16 protein-coding genes are annotated in these 23,866 nt (G+C 52.6%); 5 read left to right on the forward strand and 11 right to left on the reverse strand.

What is annotated here, in order from left to right:
- The first annotated feature begins 212 nt into the window (after positions 1–212).
- Together pykF and OCH02_RS06730 are read left to right on the forward strand one after the other, a co-directional pair.
- Complete coding sequence (gene pykF, locus OCH02_RS06725; RefSeq protein ID WP_261430497.1) at positions 213–1,625, forward strand: pyruvate kinase PykF; 1,413 nt, start codon at positions 213–215, stop codon at positions 1,623–1,625.
- 308 nt (positions 1,626–1,933) lie between these two features.
- Positions 1,934–2,170 (forward strand): major outer membrane lipoprotein, encoded by a 237-nt coding sequence (locus tag OCH02_RS06730; RefSeq protein ID WP_005165631.1) that lies wholly within the window; start codon positions 1,934–1,936, stop codon positions 2,168–2,170.
- Between the two features lie 141 nt (positions 2,171–2,311).
- Here OCH02_RS06730 and OCH02_RS06735 read toward each other — a convergent pair whose 3' ends face one another.
- From OCH02_RS06735 to sufA, 7 genes are all read right to left on the reverse strand, one after another.
- On the reverse strand, positions 2,312–3,325 hold the full coding sequence (locus OCH02_RS06735; protein WP_017892655.1) for a L,D-transpeptidase family protein: 1,014 nt from the start codon (positions 3,323–3,325) through the stop codon (positions 2,312–2,314).
- Positions 3,326–3,619: 294 nt separating this feature from the next.
- Positions 3,620–4,033 carry a cysteine desulfuration protein SufE gene (gene sufE / locus OCH02_RS06740; protein WP_012144916.1) on the reverse strand — a complete coding sequence of 138 codons (414 nt, stop codon included), beginning with the start codon at positions 4,031–4,033 and terminating at the stop codon, positions 3,620–3,622.
- A 95-nt stretch (positions 4,034–4,128) separates the two neighbouring features.
- Entirely contained in the window at positions 4,129–5,349 is a 1,221-nt protein-coding gene (gene sufS, locus OCH02_RS06745) for a cysteine desulfurase SufS (RefSeq protein ID WP_261430498.1), read from the reverse strand.
- Complete coding sequence (gene sufD, locus OCH02_RS06750; RefSeq protein WP_261430499.1) at positions 5,346–6,632, reverse strand: Fe-S cluster assembly protein SufD; 1,287 nt, start codon at positions 6,630–6,632, stop codon at positions 5,346–5,348. The genes sufS and sufD overlap by 4 nt, the downstream gene beginning before the upstream one ends.
- Positions 6,607–7,353, reverse strand: coding sequence for a Fe-S cluster assembly ATPase SufC (gene sufC, locus OCH02_RS06755; RefSeq protein ID WP_012144913.1), 747 nt, complete (start codon positions 7,351–7,353; stop codon positions 6,607–6,609). The genes sufD and sufC overlap by 26 nt, the downstream gene beginning before the upstream one ends.
- A gap of 42 nt (positions 7,354–7,395) precedes the next feature.
- Entirely contained in the window at positions 7,396–8,892 is a 1,497-nt protein-coding gene (sufB, locus tag OCH02_RS06760) for a Fe-S cluster assembly protein SufB (RefSeq protein ID WP_026142350.1), read from the reverse strand.
- A gap of 14 nt (positions 8,893–8,906) precedes the next feature.
- Positions 8,907–9,278: a Fe-S cluster assembly scaffold SufA gene (gene sufA / locus OCH02_RS06765; protein WP_174352502.1), complete on the reverse strand. Its 372-nt coding sequence runs from the start codon at positions 9,276–9,278 to the stop codon at positions 8,907–8,909.
- A gap of 555 nt (positions 9,279–9,833) precedes the next feature.
- Between sufA and OCH02_RS06770 the strand changes: the two genes are divergently transcribed.
- Complete coding sequence (locus OCH02_RS06770; RefSeq protein ID WP_261430500.1) at positions 9,834–10,238, forward strand: hypothetical protein; 405 nt, start codon at positions 9,834–9,836, stop codon at positions 10,236–10,238.
- Between the two features lie 53 nt (positions 10,239–10,291).
- Here OCH02_RS06770 and menI read toward each other — a convergent pair whose 3' ends face one another.
- Both menI and OCH02_RS06780 read right to left on the reverse strand, forming a co-directional pair.
- Positions 10,292–10,708: a 1,4-dihydroxy-2-naphthoyl-CoA hydrolase gene (gene menI, locus OCH02_RS06775; RefSeq protein ID WP_261430501.1), complete on the reverse strand. Its 417-nt coding sequence runs from the start codon at positions 10,706–10,708 to the stop codon at positions 10,292–10,294.
- Positions 10,705–13,761 (reverse strand): FAD-binding and (Fe-S)-binding domain-containing protein, encoded by a 3,057-nt coding sequence (locus tag OCH02_RS06780; RefSeq protein WP_261430502.1) that lies wholly within the window; start codon positions 13,759–13,761, stop codon positions 10,705–10,707. The genes menI and OCH02_RS06780 overlap by 4 nt, the downstream gene beginning before the upstream one ends.
- A gap of 334 nt (positions 13,762–14,095) precedes the next feature.
- Between OCH02_RS06780 and OCH02_RS06785 the strand changes: the two genes are divergently transcribed.
- On the forward strand, positions 14,096–14,308 hold the full coding sequence (locus tag OCH02_RS06785) for a hypothetical protein (RefSeq protein WP_261430503.1): 213 nt from the start codon (positions 14,096–14,098) through the stop codon (positions 14,306–14,308).
- A 25-nt stretch (positions 14,309–14,333) separates the two neighbouring features.
- Here OCH02_RS06785 and OCH02_RS06790 read toward each other — a convergent pair whose 3' ends face one another.
- The gene (locus OCH02_RS06790) at positions 14,334–22,448 is read right to left on the reverse strand and encodes an LPD38 domain-containing protein (protein WP_261430504.1); all 8,115 of its coding nucleotides are present in this window, start codon (positions 22,446–22,448) and stop codon (positions 14,334–14,336) included.
- Between the two features lie 165 nt (positions 22,449–22,613).
- Between OCH02_RS06790 and OCH02_RS06795 the strand changes: the two genes are divergently transcribed.
- The gene (locus OCH02_RS06795; protein ID WP_261430505.1) at positions 22,614–23,393 is read left to right on the forward strand and encodes a DUF4145 domain-containing protein; all 780 of its coding nucleotides are present in this window, start codon (positions 22,614–22,616) and stop codon (positions 23,391–23,393) included.
- Positions 23,394–23,516: 123 nt separating this feature from the next.
- Here OCH02_RS06795 and OCH02_RS06800 read toward each other — a convergent pair whose 3' ends face one another.
- Positions 23,517–23,687, reverse strand: coding sequence for a hypothetical protein (locus tag OCH02_RS06800; protein ID WP_261430506.1), 171 nt, complete (start codon positions 23,685–23,687; stop codon positions 23,517–23,519).
- Between the last annotated feature and the right edge of the window lie 179 nt (positions 23,688–23,866).

The raw sequence follows: 23,866 nt of genomic DNA on the forward strand, positions 1-23,866 counted from the left end.
GAAAACGCAATAACAACACATTTTCATCTCATCACGTTGCGCAGCATCCCCGCATCCCGGCGCGGGCTGAATTTTTCCGCCCCATTTCGACTCTGGTCACCTATCCTTAACTGTGTTTTGCACCACCAGGCACGACTCAAATCCCTTATCAGTGGCCTGACCGCTGGTTTTATTCGTTTTATTATCCATCACAACTTGTAGAAAACTCCGTCATGAAAAAGACCAAAATTGTTTGTACCATCGGTCCAAAAACCGAATCGGAAGAAATGCTGACCAACCTGCTTAATGCAGGCATGAACGTAATGCGCCTTAACTTCTCCCACGGCGATTATGAAGAGCACGGCAACCGCATCAAGAACATGCGTGCCGTGATGGCGAAAACCGGTCAGAACGCCGGCATCCTGTTGGATACCAAAGGCCCGGAAATTCGCACCATGAAACTGGAAGGCGGCAAAGACGCGGCGCTGGTTGCCGGCCAGACCTTCACTTTCACTACCGATCAGAGCGTTATCGGCAACAACGAACGCGTTGCGGTCACCTACGCCGGCTTTAGCGCTGACCTGAAAATCGGCAACACCGTATTGGTGGATGACGGCCTGATCGGCATGGAAGTCACCAACGTGACCGAAAGCGAAGTTGTCTGTAAGGTGCTCAACAGCGGCGATCTGGGCGAAAACAAAGGCGTTAACCTGCCGGGCGTTTCCATCCAACTGCCTGCACTGGCCGAAAAAGACAAACGCGACCTGATTTTCGGCTGCGAACAGGGCGTGGACTTTGTTGCCGCGTCCTTCATCCGCAAGCGTTCTGACGTGCTGGAAATTCGTGAGCACCTGAAAGCGCACGGCGGCTCGCAGATCCAAATCATCTCCAAAATCGAAAACCAGGAAGGCTTGAACAACTTCGACGAAATCCTCGAAGCTTCTGACGGCATCATGGTTGCTCGTGGCGATCTGGGCGTTGAAATCCCGGTAGAAGAAGTTATCTTCGCTCAGAAGATGATGATCGAAAAATGTAACCGTGCACGTAAAGTGGTGATCACCGCCACCCAAATGCTCGATTCCATGATCAAGAACCCGCGCCCTACCCGCGCTGAAGCCGGCGACGTTGCTAACGCCATTCTGGACGGTACCGACGCCGTGATGCTGTCTGGCGAGAGCGCCAAGGGCAAGTACCCGCTGGAAGCCGTTACCATCATGGCGACCATCTGTGAGCGCACCGATCGCGTGATGCCAAGCCGTATCGACAGCCTGCATGACAACCGCAAGCTGCGCATCACCGAAGCCGTATGCCGCGGCGCCGTTGAAACCGCAGAGAAACTGGATGCACCACTGATCGTGGTTGCCACCAGCGGCGGTAAATCAGCCAAGTCCGTGCGTAAATACTTCCCTAACGCCGTGATCCTGGCGCTGACCACCAACGAAACCACCGCTCATCAGCTTATTCTGACCAAGGGCGTGATCCCACAGATGGTCAAGGAAATCGCCTCTACCGACGACTTCTATCGCATCGGTAAAGAAGCGGCACTGGCCAGCGGTTTGGCACAGAAAGGCGACGTTGTGGTGATGGTTTCTGGTGCTCTGGTACCAAGCGGCACTACCAATACTGCCTCGGTTCACGTGCTTTAATATAAAACGTGACATAATTATTTTGACAAAAACGCCGCTTAGCGGCGTTTTTTTTAGCACTGGTAAACCCTTTTCTCAAAAACGCAACCGTGGATTGCTCATTATTTAGCTAATTATAAATCGGAGTTGTCCCATGGAATCCAGCTGTTTTCCCTACATTTTTTAACTATTTTTCAAAAGAAGATGCAAGTTTGAGCGAACGATCAAAATAAAGCACTCCAATCCAAAAAAATTATTCTCTTTCGAAAAAAGTTTGTGTAATACTTGTAACGCTACATGGAGATTAACTCAATCTAGAGGGTGTTATAATGAATCGTACTAAACTGGTACTGGGCGCGGTAATCCTGGCTTCCACTATGCTGGCTGGCTGTTCAAGCAATGCTAAAATCGATCAACTGTCTTCTGACGTTCAGACTCTGAACGCTAAAGTTGACCAGCTGAGCAACGACGTGAACGCAATCCGTTCTGACGTTCAAGCAGCTAAAGACGACGCAGCACGTGCTAACCAGCGTCTGGACAACCAAGCACACGCTTACAAAAAGTAAGATAGCTTCGGTTATTGAAAACGGCGCACAATGTGCGCCGTTTTTTTGTCTGCAAGTTCCTCCTCTGTCCCCCCTGCCACCAAGCGCAAAAAAAGGGCTCAGCACGCTGAACCCCTCGGAAATACCCATTAAGACCGCGTTTTAATTCACCGAACTGATGGGTGCGCTCTTGAATAGGCCTTTATTCGCTTCCTGTGAGGCTACAGGCGTTAAACTGACCTCGGATGGGCTCTGCCCCAGGTTAACCAGTACCGGCATGCCAGAGCGGCGTACAACCGCGCTGTCGAACACCGCCTTATCGGTCTGCGCATCCCCGACAAAAGCTTTCTCGGTTTTCGACAATGTGATCGGCATGGTCTGCGGATCATCGCTTTCAACTCTCGACAGTGGCTGATGCACTTCTACGTAGCGTTTACCGTCGGGCTCAACGGAGATTTTCACCGGATCGTTGATTACCTGCACGCGTGTGCCACGCGGAACCATATTAAACAATGCTTCGATATCCGTTGGGCGCAGGCGGATACAGCCGGAGCTGACGCGCATGCCGATACCAAAATTGGCGTTGGTACCGTGGATCAGGTATTCACCGTGTCCCATTGCCAGACGCATGGCAAACAGACCCATTGGGTTTTCAGGCCCAGCCGGCACCACTCCTGGCAGTTTCACCCCTTTTTCCAGGTAGCGTTTACGGATATTGGCCGTTGGCGTCCAGGTCGGGTTCGGGATTTTTTGGCTGACAGAGGTCACCTGCAGCGGCGTATGCATCCCCGTCTGGCCAATACCGATAGGATAAACAATCACTTTGTTCTCACCTTTCGGGTAGTAGTACAGACGCAGTTCGGCCAGGTTGACCACGATCCCCTCTCGTTTGGTATCCGGCAGCAGCATCTGGGTCGGGATAGTTAATACCGAACCCGGCTTGGGCAGGAAGGGATCGGTGCCCGGATTGGCCTCCAGCATACCCAGCAAACCAATTTTATAGTCAGCGGCAATCGCCTCCAACGGGCGGCCATCATTGGGTACGGTATAGGTGGTGTTCTCGCCAATCAGACGGCTGTCCGGCGGCGGCAGCGGATATTCGCTCGCACTGGCGGCCTGGGTGCCAGTCAGTACGGTGGCAAATAGCATGCCCATTAAACTCAACGCACGTTTCATTATCATCCCTATTATGCTTATTACGGTTCGGCCACAAGGCTAACGGGCACTTGGCGGCGGGTAAATCAGACAAGACCTGATTAATACTAGCAATGCTGCAGTTAAAGGCAATAAGTCCTCTAAAAATCAACATGTTATAACGTAATCGCTTTATGGATTTGTCAATGTAACGTCAAGGGGTAAGCTGCTGATATGTCACTGTTTTGCGGGGCGAACGAACGGAGTGTTTGGGGTTTGTAAAGACTCATTGACACACGAAACACCAGTAACGCATCAATGAGTCTCACCGCTATGTCAGAATTTGGCAGCCTGACTGCGGATAGCGCGGATCATCGCCTCTAACCCTTGCGAGCGTGACGGCGTCAGGTGCTGGCTCAATGCCAATTCGGCGAAGAAGGGGCGAACATCCAGTTCGACAATCTGCTGCGGCGTCATTTGGTGATAAAGAATAAACACTACGGCCAACAACCCTTTGACGATGGCCGCATCACTGTCACCATGGAATTCAACACGCCCTTGATCATCAAGCTGCATCACAATCCATACCTGGCTCTGACAGCCGGAAATCAGATTGCCCGCCTGACGTTCAGTATCGTCAAGTGCCGGCAGCTTGGCGCCCAGCTCAATGACATACAGGTACTTATCTTCCCAATTCAGGCAGCGGGAGAAATTACGCACTAACTTATCTTTGTCCGGCAAGTTCGCCATGAGGATCCTTTCAATCATTCAGGGGCCGGCATGCCGACCCCATGTCACTGACTACAGACATTGATTCATCCGGAGGGATTAAGCTCCGGTCTGTCCTATCCCAGCAGTTTTTGGATACGCTGTAACCCAGCCACCAGCCGGTCTACTTCATCGCGCGTATTATATAACGCCAACGAAGCGCGGCACATGCTCGGCACATTATAGAACGCCATCAGCGGCATCGCGCAGTGGTGTCCGGTACGAATGGCAATGCCGTACTGGTCCAGGAAGCTGCCGACATCATAGGCGTGGTGCTCACCCAGGTTAAAGGCGATCACTCCGGCACGCTCTGCCGGGCCGTAGATTTTAAGCCGGGGTACCTGTTGCAGGGCCTCCAGCGCGTAATGCATCAGTGACTGCTCGTAGTCACCAATCGCCTCCAGCCCCAGCGCATTCACATAATCAATCGCCGCACCTAACCCCATCATGCCGGCGGTGTTGGGTGAACCGGCCTCAAAGCGCCACGGTGGCTCGGCGTAGGTGGTCCCTTCCGTCAGGCTGACCTGTTGGATCATCGACCCGCCCCCTTCCCAGGGTGGCATTTGCTGCAACAGCGCCTGACGACCGTAAAGAATACCGATGCCGGAAGGCCCATACAGCTTATGCCCGGAGAACACGTAGAAATCGCAATCCAGCGCCTGAACATCCACCCGCTGGTGCATCACTGCCTGCGCACCGTCAATCAGTACCTTCAGGCCCGCAGCCTTCGCCTGAGCCGTAATTTCCTGTACCGGGTTCACCGTGCCCAACACGTTAGACACCTGGGTCAATGCCAGCAGTTTGGTGGTAGCGTCGATCAACCCCGGCAACAGAGCCAAATCCAGGGTACCATCTGGCTGTAGCGGCCAGACGCGCAGGTTCAATCCGCGTTCCTGCGCCAGCATCTGCCAGGGTACGATGTTGGCGTGGTGCTCCATCTCGGTGATAATAATGCTGTCACCGGGCTGCAAAAAGTGGCGACCAAAGCTGTTGGCTACCAGATTGATGCCTTCGGTAGTGCCCTTGACGAATACAATCTCTTCCGCCGAGCCGGCATTGATAAACGCCGCCACCTTGTCACGCACCGCTTCCATTTCCTGCGTCGCTTCGGCGCTTAACGTGTGGATGCCCCGGTGTACTGCCGCGTAGCCATGACGGTAAAAATCCAGCTCGCGATCGATCACTACCTGCGGTTTCTGCGCGCTGGCGGCGCTGTCGAGGTAAGCCAGCGGCTGACCATTGACCTCGCGCGCCAACAGGGGAAATTCACTGCGTACCCGTTCAATAGGAAAACTCATGCAACCTCCCCCGGCAGGCGCTGCGCAATCCGCGCCAGCACCGATTCACGGAGGGTGTCGTTGCCAATCCCCTCGGTCAGCTCCGCAGCAAAGGCAAAGATGATCATCTGCTGCGCCGCATGCTTGTCGATACCGCGTGATTGCAGATAAAACAGCTGCTCTTCATCGATGCGCCCAACGGTAGCACCGTGACTGCACTTTACGTCGTCTGCGTAGATTTCCAGTTGCGGCTTGGTATCCACCTCCGCCACCTTGCCCAGCAGCAGGTTGTGGTTGGTCATCTGACCATCGGTTTTAATCGCGTGTTTAGCCACTTTGATCATGCCGTTAAACACCGCTTTGGCACGATCGCTGACCACTATTTTGTGCAGTTGGCGACTCTCGCAATACCCCTTGTTATGCTCCAGGTAAGTACGGGTATCGCAGACCTCTTTACCGACCGGCAGCACCAGGCTGTTGATCGCCAGGTGGGAGCCTTCACCGTTGAGCTGTGCGCTGGTGTTATGCCGCGTCAGCCCCGCCCCAAGCAGGAAACTGTCGCTCTTCACCCGCGCGTCGCGGCCAATCACCAGATCGTTATGGGCGAAGTGGTAGCTCGGCTGGCTTTCAAATGCCAGTTTGCAGTGCTGCAGTTGAGCATTGTCACCCACGTTAGCGGTCAGGCGTGCGCCGGTGAAATGCGCGGCGTCGTTAAGGCTGACGTAATGCTCGATCACCTCAGCCTGCGCATTACGCGCAATCTCAAGATGATGGCGGTGATGGACGGTATTCACTTCACCTTCAGCGCCGCGTCCGCTGCTGATATGCAGCAGATATAACGGCCGCTTTGCAATTTTGCCGGCCGCCACGCGGACAATGCTGGTTTCCTGCGCCAGACTTTCGGTCAGATGCAGGAATATTTCGGCCTGGATCGGCTCCGGCAACGCCTGTAGCGTCCCGTAGGGGGCCACGTCAAACTGGTAATCGCCCAGTTCGCTGTCACTCAATGCCGCGCTGAAACGCCCGTCGATAAACACCAGGCGGTAGGCGTCGATATCCAGCGCCAGTGCATCCCGCTGAGCGGCGGTGACCGGCTCGAGCGGCGGTTCCAGAAACTGTTGCTCCAGCAAACCTTCAAGCGGGGTATATTTCCAGTTTTCGTGCTTGCGGGTCGGCCAACCCAGGCGCAAAGCCTGTTGCCAGTGTGCCAAAGCATGGGCGGAATGCTCGCCGCCACGGGCTTCAAACAGACTGTAGAGTTGCTGCAGCGCGCGCGAATTATTGTTCGTCGGTAAGCCAGCCATAGCCCTGCTCCTCCAACTGTTTCACCAGGGTGAAATCGCCGGATTTGACGATGCGCCCCTGGGAAAGAACATGAACGTAATCCGGTTTGATGTAGTCCAGAATGCGCTGGTAATGCGTGACGATAATGAACGAACGCTTGCCGTCCCGCAGTGAGTTAACGCCGTTGGCGACAATTTTCAGCGCATCGATATCCAAACCGGAGTCGGTTTCATCCAAAATGCACAGATCCGGTTCCAGCGCTGCCATCTGCAGGATGTCATTGCGCTTTTTCTCGCCGCCGGAGAAGCCAACGTTAACCGAACGCGTCAGCAGATCGGGCGGCATATTCAACAGCTCAATTTTTTCTTCGATAAAATCAGCGAAATCGAAGCGATCGAGCGGTTCCTGATCGCGATATTTACGCACCGCATTAACCGAGGTTTGCAGGAAGAAATGGTTGCTGACGCCGGGGATCTCCACCGGATACTGGAACGCCAGGAACACCCCTTCACCGGCACGGTCTTCCGGTGCCAGTTCAAGCAGATCCTTGCCTTTGAAGGTCACTTCACCCGCGGTCACTTCGTACTCTTCGCGCCCGGCCAGGGTCGCAGAAAGCGTGCTTTTGCCCGAGCCGTTCGGCCCCATGATGGCATGCACTTCACCCGGTTTGATTTCCAGATCCAAGCCCTTGAGGATCTCGTTGCCTTCCGCGCTGACTTTTAAATTCTTGATACTTAACATGCAGTGTCCTTAGGTCGCGCTTTCGCGCTGTAAATCCGGCGGTTAGCCCACGCTGTGTTCCAGGCTGATGGCCAATAGCTTCTGTGCCTCAACGGCGAACTCCAGCGGCAGCTCAGAGAACACGTCCTTACAGAACCCGTTGACGATCATCGAAATGGCATTGTCTTCGCTGATGCCACGCTGCAGACAATAGAACAGCTGGTCATCACCAATTTTTGAGGTCGTCGCCTCGTGTTCCAGCTGCGCACTGTTGTTGCGTGCTTCAACATACGGGAAGGTATGAGCGCCGCTATCCGGCCCGATCAGCATCGAGTCACACTGGGTAAAGTTACGCGCGTTTTCTGCCCCCGGCAGGATCTTCACCAGCCCGCGGTAGGTATTCTCGCTGTGCCCGGCGGAGATGCCTTTGGCGATGATTGTCGAACGGGTGTTCTTGCCGATGTGGATCATCTTGGTGCCGGTGTCCGCCTGCTGATGGCCGCTGGTCAGCGCCACCGAGAAAAATTCACCGATAGAGTTATCCCCCTGCAGGATCACACTTGGGTATTTCCAGGTGATTGCCGAACCGGTTTCCGACTGGGTCCACGACATTTTCGAACCCGCGCCCTCACACAGCGCACGCTTGGTCACAAAGTTGAGGATGCCGCCCTTGCTGTCACCTCCAGAGAACCAGTTCTGCACCGTCGAATATTTCACTTCCGCGTCTTTGTGCAGGATCACTTCCACTACTGCCGCATGCAGCTGGTAGCTGTCGCGCACCGGGGCCGAACAGCCTTCGATGTAGCTGACATAGCTACCTTCATCGGCGATCAGGATGGTGCGTTCGAACTGGCCGGTTTTGGCGGCATTGATACGGAAATAGGTCGACAGCTCCATCGGACAACGCACGCCCTTCGGCACGTAGACAAAGGTACCGTCGGAGGCCACCGCCGCATTCAAGGCGGCAAAGAAGTTATCGTTGGAAGGCACTACGCGACCGAGATATTTGCGCACCAGATCCGGGTATTCATGGATGGCTTCACCGAACGAGCAAAAAATCACCCCGCTCTCCGCCAACTTTTCACGATAGGTGGTCGAAACCGAAACTGAATCGAAGATAGCATCCACCGCCACTTCGCTGCCTTCACGCACTGGCACGCCAAGCTGGTTAAACGCCAGTTCAACCTCGCTGGTCAGGTAATTGTTGTCCGTCGGCGCGCCAGGTTGCTGCTCCGCGCCGGGCTGCGAGCCACAGGCATCATCACAGCTGCCGCAGGACGGTGCCGAGTAATAGCTGTAATCCTGATAGTTCAGGCGCTCGTAGTTCGCTTTCAGCCAGTGCGGCTCTTCCATTTGCAGCCAGGCACGGTAGGCTTCCAGGCGGAACTCCAGCATCCACTCAGGTTCGTTACGCTTGGCCGAGATCGCGCGCACCACGTCTTCGTTGATGCCCATCGCCAACTCATCGGTGGCCAACTGGGTAAAAAAACCTTCTTTGTAGCGACCTTCGCTGACCCAAGCCTGCACTTCATTAGGCATTTCTACATTGCTTCGTGTCATGTTGATTGCATCGCTCAAACGCCAAAACTCTCGCCGCACCCGCAGGCATGCTGAGCTTTAGGGTTATTAAATTTGAATATCTGATTCAGCCCTTCACGGACAAAATCTACCGTGGTGCCATCGATAAACGGCATGGCTTTCAACGGCACATACAGCTTGGCGCCATCACGCTCAAACAGCAGGTCGTCGTCAGCAGGAGCACGGGTGAGATCCAGCACATAGGCAAACCCGGCGCAGCCTGACTGCTTCACCCCGAGTTGCAGCCCCTTCACCTGCGAGTCCTGCTGCATTAGTTTTGTAATTTGTTGTACGGCATTGTCACTGAGCAAAATGCCTTGCCAGACATTTTCGTCCAGAGAAAAAGTGCCGACATTTTCCGTTTGCATATGGCCTACCTCACACTCGTGTTTTACCACAGCCAATCTGGGTTGCTACTATGTTAGTGATAACGATTATCACTTCAACCGTTTGTTTTACAGGGGTATCCGCTAAAAGCCCGGATTTTCACTTCGGCATGCGGCAAGCGCGCGGGACAGTCAGTGCACCAGGCGCTGCCGGTCAGAAATGGAATCATTTTATCCTTATGAATTTACTGCACATCCTGTATCACCATGGCGCTTGCCCATTGGCTCGAACGCTTTACAGGGCCGGGCTTTTTATGTCGATTTAAACATTCATAGAAAATACCTATTTCTGAATTTTGTCTGTCTTAAAAATGCGTTTATCGACAATAAGGCGCATTTTACGCCATTCCACTCACCCAACTTAGCCAGCAGAAGCGGCAACCTCTGATTAAAGTTTAGTCGTTACTGGCTATATTGGGTTGCGGCTGCCCCTATGCATCCCCTGTTGACGATAAATATTTCAACAGAATGATTGATCACCAACGCGCCAGTAAATATGATAATGATTATCATTCAATTTGAATTGGGCGTGGGCACATGAATATCTCGATGAGTGCGTGGCTGTTGGGTAAAATTGATGACTACAAATTCAGCGTGCGCGACGCCACGGTTGATTTCTATATGGCGGAGGCGTCACTTCGGCGGCCTGAGTGCAACATCAACCACCTGAAACGCTATAACAACGTCAGTCTTAACATGGCGAATCTGTGTCTGGAGAATGGCGATGATGAAAGCTACCTGCATGCGTTGAGCAAACTGCATAATCGGCTGATCGTGGAAATCAATAATCCGCAGCGCTGTCAGCTGTTCCGGGTTCAGAGCTATCATTTTGCCCGTCATACCCTGACCCTGATCTGCCAGAAGTATTCGATGGAAGGCACCTGGGAGAAGGCTAACGCCTTCCAGAAGGATTTCGTCAAGCGGGTCCCCTTCCAGCTGTAAACCGGCTGAACGAAGAAATACCCGCAGACAGGGCTGCCTGCGGGGTAAAACGCTTAATCTATAACTGCGGTAGTCAGACGCGAGGTGCAGCACAGGCGATCGCGCGAATCGAAGATTTCGATTTGCCACACCTGATGACGACGGCCAACGTGCAGCGCACGGCACACGCCGCGGACTTCGCCTTCAAATGCTGCACGCAAATGGTTGGCGTTGATTTCCAACCCCACCACCTTCTGCTCGCCTTCGCAGCACAGGTAACCGGCCATCGACCCCATCGACTCTGCCAGCACGACCGATGCCCCGCCGTGCAACAGGCCAAACGGCTGCCGGGTGCGCTGGTCTACCGGCATGGTGGCCTCGAGGTAGTCCTCCTCCAGCCGGGTAAACCGGATGCCGACATGACTGACCATGCAGCCTTCACCAGCATGGTTTAGTTGTTCCAGCGTCGTTTCTCTTTTCCACAGTTTCACTCAATCATCTCCAGAAGTGCCTGTAATGGGTGTCGTACCGCGTTACCCTCAATGCGTTTGACCTGGCTGCGGCAGGAATAGCCGGTCGCCAGGCAACGCTGCCGTGGCAAACGTTGCAGCGCCTGGTGCCATGATAGCTCATAAATGCCGAGTGAATTCTGCAAGTTATTGACTTCATGTCCGTAGGTACCCGCCATACCACAACAGCCAACGCTGACATTTTCCAGCCTGGCGCCAAAGCGCGCAAAAATCGACGTCCAATGTTGGCCACTGGTCGGCAATGCCGTGGTCTCGGTGCAGTGGCCGAACAGATACCAGGCTTCACCGGTTGCAGGCTGCTCGGCACGCTCGGCCAGCAACTGTTGCAGCCATTCGTGCACCAATTGCACCCGGAAGTCACCACGAGCTTCCCCAAGGATCTCGTTATATTCGTCGCGGTAACACAGCACCAACGCCGGATCGACCCCTACCAGCGGCATGCCGAGCTTTGCCACCCGGTTGAGAAAATCGGCGGTCTTGCGCGCGGTACGGGCGAAGCGCATCAGGAAGCCTTTGATATGCTGCGCCTTGCCATTGGGTGAGAACGGCAACAGCACCGGCCGATAGCCGAGTTTTTCCACCAGCCGCACAAAATCGGCCACCACTTTGGCATCGTAATAACTGGTAAACGGATCCTGCACGATCAATACGTGCTGTTCGCGTTGTTGCGGATTCAGCGCTTCAAGCTGTTCCAGCGTCATGGTGAGCGCGCCGTGGCCGGAGAGCTGTTGGCGGAGCGTCGGGCTGGAAAGCAGCGGCAAATCAACCATGCCGATACTGTTGCGGCTCAGCTCACGCACCCAAGGCTGCCTGAAGAAGAAGTTGAACACTTTTGGCGCTTTCGCCATCAGCGGGGTGTAACTTTCTACTCCGGCGACCATATAGTCACGCGCCGGTCGCAGATAGCGGGTGTGATAAAGCTGCAGGAAACGTGAACGGAAGCCGGGTACGTCAATTTTGATCGGACACTGCGTTGAACAGGCCTTACAGGCCAGACAGCCGGACATCGCCTCTTTCACCTCATGCGAGAAATCGTACTCCCCTTTGCCGGCGTACCAACTGTTGCGGGTTTTCTCGATCAGGGCCCTGAAGCTGACACGTTGCTGCGGCAGTTGCTTTTCCAGTGCCAGCGGGTCGACGCCCTGTTCGGACAGCAGACGCAGCCATTCACGCACCAGCGCCGCCCGCCCTTTTGGCGAGTGAATGCGGCTGCCGGTGATCTTCATCGACGGACACATTGGGCTGCGGACGTCAAAATTGAAACATAAACCGTTGCCATTACACTCCATGGCACCACGGAACGAGGTGCGAACCTCGACCGGAATGCGACGATCGAGGGTACCGCGTTTGGCGGCGTCCACTTTCATCATCGGCGCATCGACGCCCAACGGCGGACAGATTTTGCCGGGGTTTAGCCGGTTGTCCGGGTCGAAAGCGGCCTTGATTCGGCGCAGCTCCAGATACAGTTCGTCGCCAAAGAACGCCGGGCTGTATTCGGCGCGGAACCCTTTGCCATGTTCGCCCCACAGCAAGCCGCCATACTTGGCGGTCAACACCACCACCTGGTCGGAAAGCTGCTTCATCAGCACTTCCTGCTGAGGGTCGCACATGTCGAGAGCCGGACGCACATGCAACACACCGGCATCCACATGACCAAACATGCCGTAGCTCAGATTATGACTATCGAGCAACTGACGGAATTCAACGATGTAGTCTGCCAGATGCTGCGGCGGCACACAGGTATCCTCGGCAAACGGGATTGGTTTGGCACGCCCTTTGGCATTGCCCAATAGCCCAACCGCCTTTTTACGCATGTTGTAAATGCGCTCGATACCGTCCAGATCGCCACAGATCTGATAGCCAATCACTCCGCCCTGCCGCTCGGCGATTAGCTCATCCAGCCGCAGGCACAAAGCCTCCATTTGCCGGTCGATCAGTGCCTTGTCATCGCCGGCAAACTCAACGATGTTCAGACCCAGCATCTCTTTATCCGGCACGTTGGTGATTAGCTCATTGACCGAATGCCAAACAATATCTTCGCGTGCCAGGTTCAGCACCTTGGAGTCGATAGTCTCGACCGACAGCGCCTTGGCTTCCACCATAAAGGGCGCGTTGCGCAGTGCGGAATCAAAGGAGTCGTATTTAACATTCACCAACCGGCGCACCTTCGGCAGCGGCGTAATATCCAGCCGCGCCTCGGTGATAAACGCCAGCGTCCCTTCGGCACCGGTCAGAATGCGCGTCAGATCGAAGGTTTGCAGATCATCGCTGAACACATGGCGCAGATCGTAACCGGTCAGAAAGCGGTTAAGCTTGGGGAACTTTTCCAGGATCAACGCCCGTTGAGCGCGGCAGCTGTTGAGCACCCGGTCATAAATGCGGCCTTCAACCGTATCTTCGTTGGCAATCGTTTCCGCCAACGGCGTCGGCATGGCTCGGGTGTCAATCATATCGCCACCCAGGAGTACCGCCCGCAAGCCCAATACGTGGTCGGAAGTTTTTCCGTAAACCAGCGATCCCTGACCGGAGGCGTCAGTGTTAATCATGCCGCCGAGCGTGGCGCGATTACTGGTGGAAAGCTCCGGTGAGAAGAAATAACCGAACGGCCGCAGATACTGGTTGAGTTGATCCTTGATAACCCCGGCCTCAACCTTGACCCAGCCCTGCTCGACGTTGATTTCAAGAATGCGGTTCATGTGGCGCGACATATCCACCACAATACCGCTGTTGAGCGACTGCCCGTTGGTGCCGGTCCCGCCACCTCGTGGGCTGAAGGTCAGCGCAGTGAAGCGCTCTTCGGCCGCCAGACGTGCAATAAGTGCCACATCCGCAGTGGAACGGGGAAACACTACCGCATCTGGCAGCAACTGATAGATACTGTTATCGGTCGCCATCGTTAGCCGGTCGGCATAGCTGGTAGCGATATCGCCGTTAAACCCGTTTTGCTTCAACGCTTCCAAAAAATCGAGCACCCGTTGAACGAGGCCGGGCGCCTGAGAAATCTGTGGGATCATTCGCTTTTTGACCCTGTCTGTCTAATTTTTATGCGTCATTATGCACGCTGAATCAGGCCTTTATTCAGACCCACCCTGTTTTTTATTAGAGATACAAACTATGTATTGAAATGGATGTATGTGATTAATAAGCAATTTATATCCATTTCAATGCGTTGCATCCCTATCGTTTTACCACTACCACCTGAGATCTACAAATTTCGTGCCCCTTTCTCTGCCCTTTCCGACGGAGAATGCCCCTGGAATGCCCCTTAGAATGCACCTATTTTTCACTCAAAATGATGAATAAAAATGCACGTTATTCACATAAAATACAAACCAAAAAGGTTAGTAAATGAAATCAACAATCTTTACGGTATGCCTCATCATGGCTGGTGTTTTTGTCCTTGTACACCCCATTTTTAGCACCCCATTTTTTATTACCGCATACCTACTCGCTGGAAAAGGCCGCATGGATTTGGACAGTAACACCAGCATAATTTTGGGCATTATTGGCGTCTTTGTTTTGCTGTTTATATTTGCTGCTGGCAGGCAACTGATGAAATAAAGCCCGCTTACGCGGGCCGCACAAATCACTTATTGAAATATGGATTCACCCTTTCAACAGCCTGCTGTACCAGCTTATTGCGCTGGGCCATAAAGCGATCAATCCTCTCCCTCTTCTGCTCTGCCGTCAGAATACGATCAATGCGCACCAGCTCAATCCGGTTATTCAACTGGCGGAGTTCTGTCTGCGTTGCCGTTAACCCCTTCCGCTGTGACAACTTATCCCTGTTTTCCGCCCGCAGCTCTTGGGCATCTTCAATTCTCCCTTGCTTCCGGTAAGAATTGATAGTGCTGTTGATCTGGTTCACCTGCGTCATCATTCGGTAGAAGTCCTCGCTGAACTGAGTAGACTTCGCCGGATCATCACCATAGCCGCGCAGCAGTGATTTAATAACCGGCATTTCGTCCAATCGCATAGACGCGGTTTCGCCATTATCCTGCATGCAACGCATCAGAATATTGGTCGCGCCCATAACATAGGCTCCCAAGCTGCCGGTATACCCCTGAATGATGTGATCCAGCATCTTCGGGGACAGGTTAGTAGCCTCCCCGACTTCACGCATCAGCAGGCTGGTTTGGTCGTTATATCTGGCGCCGGCAATCAAATTGCTGTCCGCCATGTTTTCGATCGGGCCACCTTTGAAGAAGTCGTAATTCACATACGCCTCAGCGATCGGCATTGCTACCTGCGGGATTGGGTTAAAGGCCATTGTCTCCATGAAGTTGTGGGCCACCAGCTTGCCAAATTTACCAGCGGAATCTTGACCACCCATGGTGCGTACAAAACGCTCAGGCAATGTCCCAAACATCAGGCCGATTTCGAACGGCTTCGGCAAACGGATGTGAATACCGCCGGGCAGCCAGGCATGCCAATAGGTGTCTTTATCCCAGTCTGGCAATTCCTCATAGCGTTTGTCGTCCCAGTTAAGCGCCAGCAGTGCTAAAGAGGCAGCGGTAATCATGCCGCCTCGCTTGAGAACCGATTTCGGATCTTCTTTAATCGCCCTGCCCAACTTACTCAGTCCCTGCATACGGGCGTTAAAGAACGGCAACATGTCACTAAGGTTAATCATGATCTTGCTGGCACCCATCATGCTGAAGTCCATCAGATCACGCGATTCAAACGCAGCCTGCGCCTTACCCTTACCTGATTTAATTGCCGCCTCATATGTGGCCAGTCGGTTGGCATTCTCTGCCGCTTCACTGAGGTGACGGTACTTCTCAAGCCCGGATCCCAATTTATCCATGACATCCTTGCCACTTTTAACGATGGACGACTCGAATTCTTTGATCTGGCTGTCTGTATACCCTTTTCGGCGCAGCACGCCACGGATTGAACGCGCAGTCGATGCCGGATCATAAACGTTGGAGTGCCCACCGCCAAACGTGGCGCCGGCGAACATCATGTCGATTAGGCTGTCATCAGTTTTAAGGGCTTTTTTAAACCCCGCGAAGGAATCAATACCGGCCTTAAACCCGTCTTTATTGATAGCCCACGAATGGAGCGAGTCACGTAGGAAGTTGCGGATGATGAAGTCCGGCATGCTGGTTGTACCGATCGTCAGCACCTTTTTTGCCTGCCGGGCTGATTTCATAAATGCGGAGTTACTGCGCTCCAGGTCGATCATGGTAAATGCACGGTAAAGCTCCGGGTCATTGACCTGTACCAGTTGCTCTTTGCCATCGGTAAAAACTTTCACCACATCCTTGCCGATCCGCTCGAAGTCCATTTTATTCGGTGAGTCGATCACCTCTAACATGCCAGTGTCAGCCAGGTTAACCACGGCACGACGCATCGCCTCGTTCTTCATCGAGGCATCCACTGACTTGGCCACGTAATTGAACAGATTCTCAATCGGATCCTTGATCGTCAGGTCGCTACCTTTAAGTTTGCGGACAGTACTGCTTTGGTTGGCGATGCCACGCGTACTCCATGGCCCTTTCACATCACCATTTTCCGCTTCACGGTAATAAGGCAAATACCAGGCGCTTTCCCAGTTAGCTCGACTGTCCGGATCAATAAGGCCCATATCCTGCTGCAGATCCAAAATCGACTTAATGAAGGCGTCGTATTTCTTCTTCTGGGCGTCGAACAGTGCTTCATTGCCCTTGTTCAAACCTTTCATGTAGGCGATCTCATCAACCGTAAAGTTGTTTTCTTTCCCTTGAGCCATCAGGCGTTCTGAACGGTGACCGGCAATCCACTTGAGGAAGTTTTCGCGATGATTACCCAGGGCATCCAGAATGCCCATCAGCGCATCCTCTTTACCCGTTCCCGCCTGCCGCTCTACAACACCATCGGCTTTATTATATTTGGGCAGGCCGTGCTCCAGAGTGGCCGCAGTGACTGAGCCAGCACCGGCAGCCATACGCGCCCCAATGTATGCCGATGATCGGGCATCTGATTTACCAGCAGCGTCTTCCGCATACTTTAACGGTGCCATACCGTCGAAGGTCTTGGTGTTTAATTTGCGGCCCATCTCCTGCAGCCAGCTTTTCAGCTCCGTTCTGTCCTTCGATTTCACCATGCCGTAAAAGTCTTTGGCCTTTTCGACCTTCCCTTTTTCGACATTGAACCCCATTTTTCTGTTGGTGATTTCATCCATGGTGGCTTCACCAGTACGGGAGTAAAGCGCGGTGTTCTTGCGGATATCATCGGGAGAGAGTATATTTTTACTTGAGCCGCTAAGGGTGTTCGCCTCGGGCAATTGGAGCCCGACTGCATGAAGCCACTTAGCGGCTTTTCCTTTGTTCAGATACAGCAAATTATTATCAAGCTGGCTCTGAAGGGCTGCGCTGTTATCCTTCCCGTATACACTCGCAATCTTGTTGATCTCGGCAAAACCAGCCCCTTTCCCGTTCAGGTGAATTGCCGCAATGACTGGGTTGCCATAAACATCCTTAGCCTCCACCAAAGCAACAAGTGCGTCCCCTTCCGTGGCTGAGCGCATTACCGCAACAGGATCTGCAATCAGTTCCGGCAACCGCTGCATGTCTTCCAGCCGCACCTGATGCGCACGCACTGTCGGGTCGGTCGCTTTATGTACGACAGATGCAGGCATGACCATTTCCAGATTGCGTGCACCGAGCGCGCGGTACACCGCAGGAGTATCGCCAAGGCGAACCATGCCGCGCGGTGCCTTATCCATTCCGGCAATGTTATCGACCTCATCCGCAAAGCTCTTGGCGTCATAGCTGTCTGGCTTAAACGGATCCTTCCGACCAGATGCTGAGTAAAGCGCATCAGTGCGGCTAAACGTATCGTCAAACTCCCTGCTGCCAGGCTGCTCCCCTTCATACATCGCGGTGCGTTTAAACCTGCCAGCAATGGAGCGCAAGATATTGCGAATTTCCGCCGGCGTTATATCACTCGGGTTGAAGAAGTTGGCTTTGCGTAGCGCGTTGGTGATGATGGAGACGAACCGATCCCAAACAGCACCCAATCCAGTAAGTTCAGACCGTTCGGCCATGTGGGCCAGAAACTCATTCGCCTGCACTTCTGGCGACTCATTACCGTAAGCCTTTTGCACCTGACGCCATACCGACTGAATCTCCGGGTTCTTGCTATCACGTGTCTGGTGAAGCACACGGATAATACGGTCATATTCCACATCACCGATCACTGAAGCCAAGCCATGGTGTGCCAAAACTTCGTGGCGTAGCTTGGCACGAAGCTGCTTTCCGTCCGCAATATTATCGGCAACCACAATCACGCGGCTGAGCTCTGGTTGATAAATGGCGTGTACGGTACCGAACTCTTTAGGAATGCCATTCGGCATCATAGCCGCGGCGTCGGACTGAGACTGAACAACCTGAACTTTGATTTTTGCTGCGCCATTGAAGCGACGAACCCACTGGTCAGCGATGTGCTGAGCCTGCTTGTCCCCCATTCCTTTCTCCGGCCTCACCCCGGACGTATCAAAATCCCCCTCAGAAAGAATATTACCACCACCATTATCGAGGCCATCTTTGGAGTAAAAGGCCACACCGCGATCCGTAGGTTTAGTTTTCAGCGTTTTGAACAGGGTGTCGAAAGCATCGCGAACGCCATTATTCAGCTCCGCCTCTGTTGGATAGGCATAGGTAGCAGGGTTACCATGTTCGTCCGCTTTTTTGATGTTGACCAAGTAGTCATTACTGATGCCTTTGGCTTCGGCCCGATCGAGGATATAGCGCTCATACGAACGAGCAGCCATTTCAACATTGGTTGCCCAATAGGGTTTGCTGCGCAGCTCGTCCAGCTTCTGTGCGCGGGCCACCATGCCGCTATCGCCGACGGCTTTCATCACCCCTTTCCATGCATTCCAGACTTCTTGGCGCACAGGGAAATCAGCCGGTACCATCTTCCCGTCCTGGAACTTCATGGTCTGCCGGCGGCGTGTTGTCGCATAATTAATGCCACGACCACCGCCTACATCAGCTTGGCCGAAATAGTTGTCTAACGCATGGAACCACTCATGAGCCAGCGAACCGGCACCTTTATTTTTCGTCAGGTTGATCACAACTTCACCCGGCTCGTAATGCGCCTTAACTGCATTCGCGCCGCCGCGACCGCGCGCGCCGAACGCAAGACCGAGCTCTCCATTAAGAGAAATGGCTTTTGCCGGAACACCGATGATGTCAGCCATGTCCTGCAGGCTGTCAAAAGCATCGTTCAATTCCGCCTGGCGGCGGCCCGACTCCACATAGTTTCCGAACTGCACCCCACGGAAACCAAACTCCTTATCGAACTGCGCAGTGGTAACATCGGCGGATCGTCGTGCAGCACCTGCACGCTGGGCGTTGGTATCCCGGCGTTGTTCGGCGCGCGCCTGATCACGCTGCCGGGAGATTTTGCTTTCCAGTTCAGGACGGTTCTCATTAAGGTAATCGCGGGCCGCGCGAGGATCCTTGAACCCTTCCTTTACCCTGGCTACCCCGCTAGCACCTTTGTAGCCGATGAAAATATCACGGGTTTGGCGATCAACATGAATAGTGAAATTGGTTTGTTTCGATGCTGGAGCGCCACCACTTTGTTGATCAATGAAGGCCCGCGCCTTATCCATAAAGTTAGCTTTATCCGTATCAGCAACTCCGCTGATCGCCATCCCATTGGCTCTTTCCAGCTCGTAGACCGATTTTCCCGGATCCGGGTATTGCTTGCCCTCATACATAGAGTAATGCGAATGACGCACGCGATACTTTGATGCTGCAGCCATTTGCTCTGGCGGCAATGAGGAAATCAGATCGTGCGTATCCAACATGCCACGCAAATTCTTGCTATTGAGAATCTTTTCACGAACATCAGCGACACTGACTTTTCCATTAAGCAGATCAGCAGAAAGCCCCTTCATCGTCTGGGCAGATTCAACCCAGCGCGACAGTAAACGTTTCGGTTTAGTCGATGGGATTTGAGCCCGTAGCATTGAGATTAACGCCAGCTTATCGTGGCCCACGCCGCCATCAGACATTTTGCTGTAATCAGGTTGAGGGAACAGTTTGGACAAGGGTTCAGTTCGATAATGCTCATCCGTAGCATCGCGCTCCATTGCCTCCGAGAACTTGCCCCACTTATGCTTCGCTGCCCCTTCCAGCTTTTGGCCGAAATCGTCAATCTGGTCTTCATGACGAGTAGAACCATGGTCATTCCCCGTATCATCAAACTCTGAGTTTCCGCGCCAGTGTGGCCTTTTGGCGCGATGTTCGTTGAGAACTGGACGATATTGAGCACCATACATTCTCCGTTCCTCAGGCGTGCCATGGGCAGCCCTGAAGATGCTCATCACATGGCCGCCGGCACTATCATCAGCAAGCATCTGCTGTATCAGCTCTGCAGACTCGTCCTTTGTCAGCCCATTTTCTGTGGCCACTGCCTGTGGTACTGCAACCTGCGCTTTTTCTACCGGCATGCGTATCGCATACCCACCCTCAACAGCCTCGATCTTGGCTCCGGGTGTTTTACCCGAGCGAGATGCCTGAGCCATACGTAATGTGGCGAAAGGTTTATCTCCAAAGAACCGGAGTTCCCCGACTGGCTCGCCCTTGGCATAGGCCTCAGTCTGTGCATCAATGGGAACACCACCAGCGCGCTGCCGATTGTCTGGCAATCCTTGAGGCTGGTTATTGGCACCTATGCCCTGGGAGTATTCACGCAGGTTACGCTGATCGCGCGTTTCGCCACGGGTGAATGCTGGCGCTGACCCGGCCTGCACATCGTCAGCATTGGGTACTGGCCCATCGGCGAAAATGATGTTTTTGTCCGTGATCGCATTGCCTGGAACTGTCTCGCCGTCATAGGTCTGAGATGCTCGGCCAACTTCATTCGCACGCGGTTCCGCATCGCGCGGTATGAATTGCTGTCCCCGTACCGGCTCCCCGGCGCGGAACTGTGGTCCAGCGCCAACCTGCGGATCGTCGGCATTCACATTAGCCACTTCACCCGGCATGGCGATAACTGACGTTTTACCCGGAGGCGGCAACCGCGGCATAAGCGCTTCACGGATTTGATCTGCCCGTTCCTGCGCAGCCAACTCCTCTGGTGAATAACCCTGATCACCCGATTCCATTTGCTGCTGGATTAGTTCGTCCGGCGTCGGTGATGGCTGCTGTTCGGCCAAAGCACGCTGCACGTCGTTATCTTCGGCAAAGCCCTGAATGCGCGGATCTTGGCGCAAATACGCTGGGGTGTCTCTGAACTCATCGGCCCGCGTTGGCGCGGCGCCAGCAACCTCTTCAGCGGCAAACTGCCCAGGAGCTGCTGGTGCCGGTTGTGCTGGCATTGCATCTGGATTATTGCCGCTGACCGGCTGCTGCTCATCAGTGGTATTTTCTCCGTTAACTGGTTGATTTTGTTGTTCACTACCCTGCTGCTCAGGTGCTGACCGGCTACCACGAAAACCACCGACCGCACCAATAGAGCCACCAAGACCAGCACCAAGAACCGCATTGCTTGCACCGGTGGTCACCACATCCTTCATAGGGTCGATTTTTTGCCCGGCAGTATCAATAAGCTGCTGGTTCTGAACATATCGCTGCCCAGCTCCCTGAGCAAATTCAGTAGTCCCTTCAGCAGTACCCCCCGTCAATGCACCGGAAAGCACACCGGACGCGGCACCTTTCTTTGTGAGTAAACTGAGTAGTGTGTGATCGCCCAGCGTTGATGCGGCGATATTGATAGCCAGCATTTTAGGATCGGCAGTTACTGCGCTCGCGGCTTGATCTGCAACCTGATTCCTTGCCAGGGTGAGTTTTTCAGTATCAGAAAGAGTTGAGTTTACTTGGTTTAAATCGACATCATCGAAGGCTTTTTGAAAGGATGTACTTTTCATCAAGTCAGTAAAAGACAAGGCATTAATCTGGTCACGCATGTCAGCACCACCGCCACCTTGAGCGGTAGCTACCATGGTACCAACAAAAGCAGTTTTACCCGCAACTGAAGCAGCTCTTTCAGCAGTTTCTTTCGCAACCTGACGTGCCGCTTCCTCCGGGAGCTTTTTGCTAAGCTTATTAAAAATTGAGTTTTCGACAGCGTTTCTTGTCGCGACTGCGCCGAGCTTTGATACTGCCCCGCCAGCAAGTAATTGCGACACCGTAGGGATCGCATTCATCATCCAAGCATCTTTGTCAAAAAAGCCAGATCCTAAGCGATAATTCCCTTTTTCATCTTGCTCAATGAAAGGCATCGCGGCGGCTTGTTTTGCACCCTCACTATACCCACCAGTAATTGCATCAGACATCGAACCCGCAAGTTTTCCAGCGGAATTTATCGCTGCAGAACCAGCATCAGATAATGGATTTCCCTCATTATCACGCATCACTTTTAGCATTGCAGGGTCAATGCCTAAATCAATCAGCGGTTTGCTCTCTCCAGAACGATATCCGGTGGCTTTACGGTCAAGCATTTCATTGCCTGCATCAAAAATCTGAGCACCAGACCGAACCATATCTAAAGGTGCTGAAGCAGCAGAGCGAGCAATATCACCGAGGCCAATACCCGGATCGGGAACTACCGATTTTCGGCCGGCGGCCTCGCGCGCCTTACGAACCTGCTCCCAGTCGAAACCAGTGCTACCACTTTCACTTGGCTGCCGGATGTTCAGCGATTCACGATTTTTGTTTAATGATTGCTCTTCAGGTCGCTGTTGTTGCGGATCATAGGCCATTTGAGGCTCCAGAATTTAGGCATAAAAAAAGCCCCGCTGGTTAGAGCGAGGCTTGGCATCATTGGGGATATTAGCGCATAATATTTACGAACAAAAGGCTAATGATTAGTATGCTTGCGAAGCTACTAATAAACATCTAAATATAATAGTTACTCTGGGTGACATATGGATACTCCTGAAAAAATAGAAGCAAAACTCTACCGCTCAATAATGAATAAAAAATATCAATTTGAGTTCACTGAGAATGAAGGTCATGCAATTAAATGTGCCCATTGCATGAGAACTTTAGCGAATGCAGATTGGGGGAATAGCCTAAAAGAAGAAACAATAGAATCGATTAATGATCGGAAGCATCCAGAGTGGGAACCAGAGTGGATTCGATATTCATATACTCTCCCTTATAAATGTGTTGCTTGCAAAGGAACAACATATTCGATTGGTGAAGCAGAACATTATTATCACTCCTATTACGACGAAGAAACTGGAGATCATGAACATGATGAAGGTGACTTATATCGACCTAAGTATTTTACTCCTACTTTATCTATTTTTGAAATGCCGTTCAATTGTCCACCAGAAATAAAGAAAGGGTTGATGAAGTCATTCCAGCTAGCCTATTGTGATATATCTGCCGCAGCTAACAGAATAAGGGCCACGCTAGAAATTCTAATAAGGTTGCATTTTACAGAAGCTGAGATAGGTGAACGAAAACTTCATGACCAAATTCCACTTCTAACCAATAGATTCACAGAAATTGGTGACCTATCCCTTGCAATCAAATGGATAGGAAATGAAGGAAGCCATGGCGACGGTGAAGTACAAGAGTTTGCGTTGGCATTTGCCTACGAAGCTTTTGCAAAGATATTAAATATAATTTATGGAAGAAAAGAGGCAACTTTAGAAGAGGTTGCTTCTTTAATTGTTAAAGTCAAAGGAAAGCTCTAAATCTTTCAACTAATATAGGTAAGGCCATAGCAATATGACCTTACCTAAGACTAACAAAAAATAAATAATTTCATTCTTGCTGAAAATCATAACAAATTTCCAATTTTCTGCCCCTTGAAGATATTACCTACTATGAGATAGGTGCTGATTTTTGATCTTCACTTCTTTCAGTAGCCTCCACCCAAGCAAGGCGGTCGTCTGCACGGTTTCAATTTTGGTATCCTCATCACAGTGTGTCAGTAACTCCAACAGTGCCGCCACGCTGGCTAAAATATCCTCATCGCCCAGTGTCACGAAATTCTCCCCAGCGGAAACCCGAACATATCAACATGATTTAAAATAGTTTTTATTAAATAACTGTATGTATACACAGTAATGTTTTATTACCTCCCTGTCAACGAAGGCACTGAGCCTTGTGTTGTGCTGGCAATAGCCAATAACCTGTATTATGGATGATGCATTAATCACCGGTT

Source organism: Serratia quinivorans (assembly GCF_946227985.1).
GTDB classification, from domain to species: domain Bacteria; phylum Pseudomonadota; class Gammaproteobacteria; order Enterobacterales; family Enterobacteriaceae; genus Serratia; species Serratia quinivorans_A.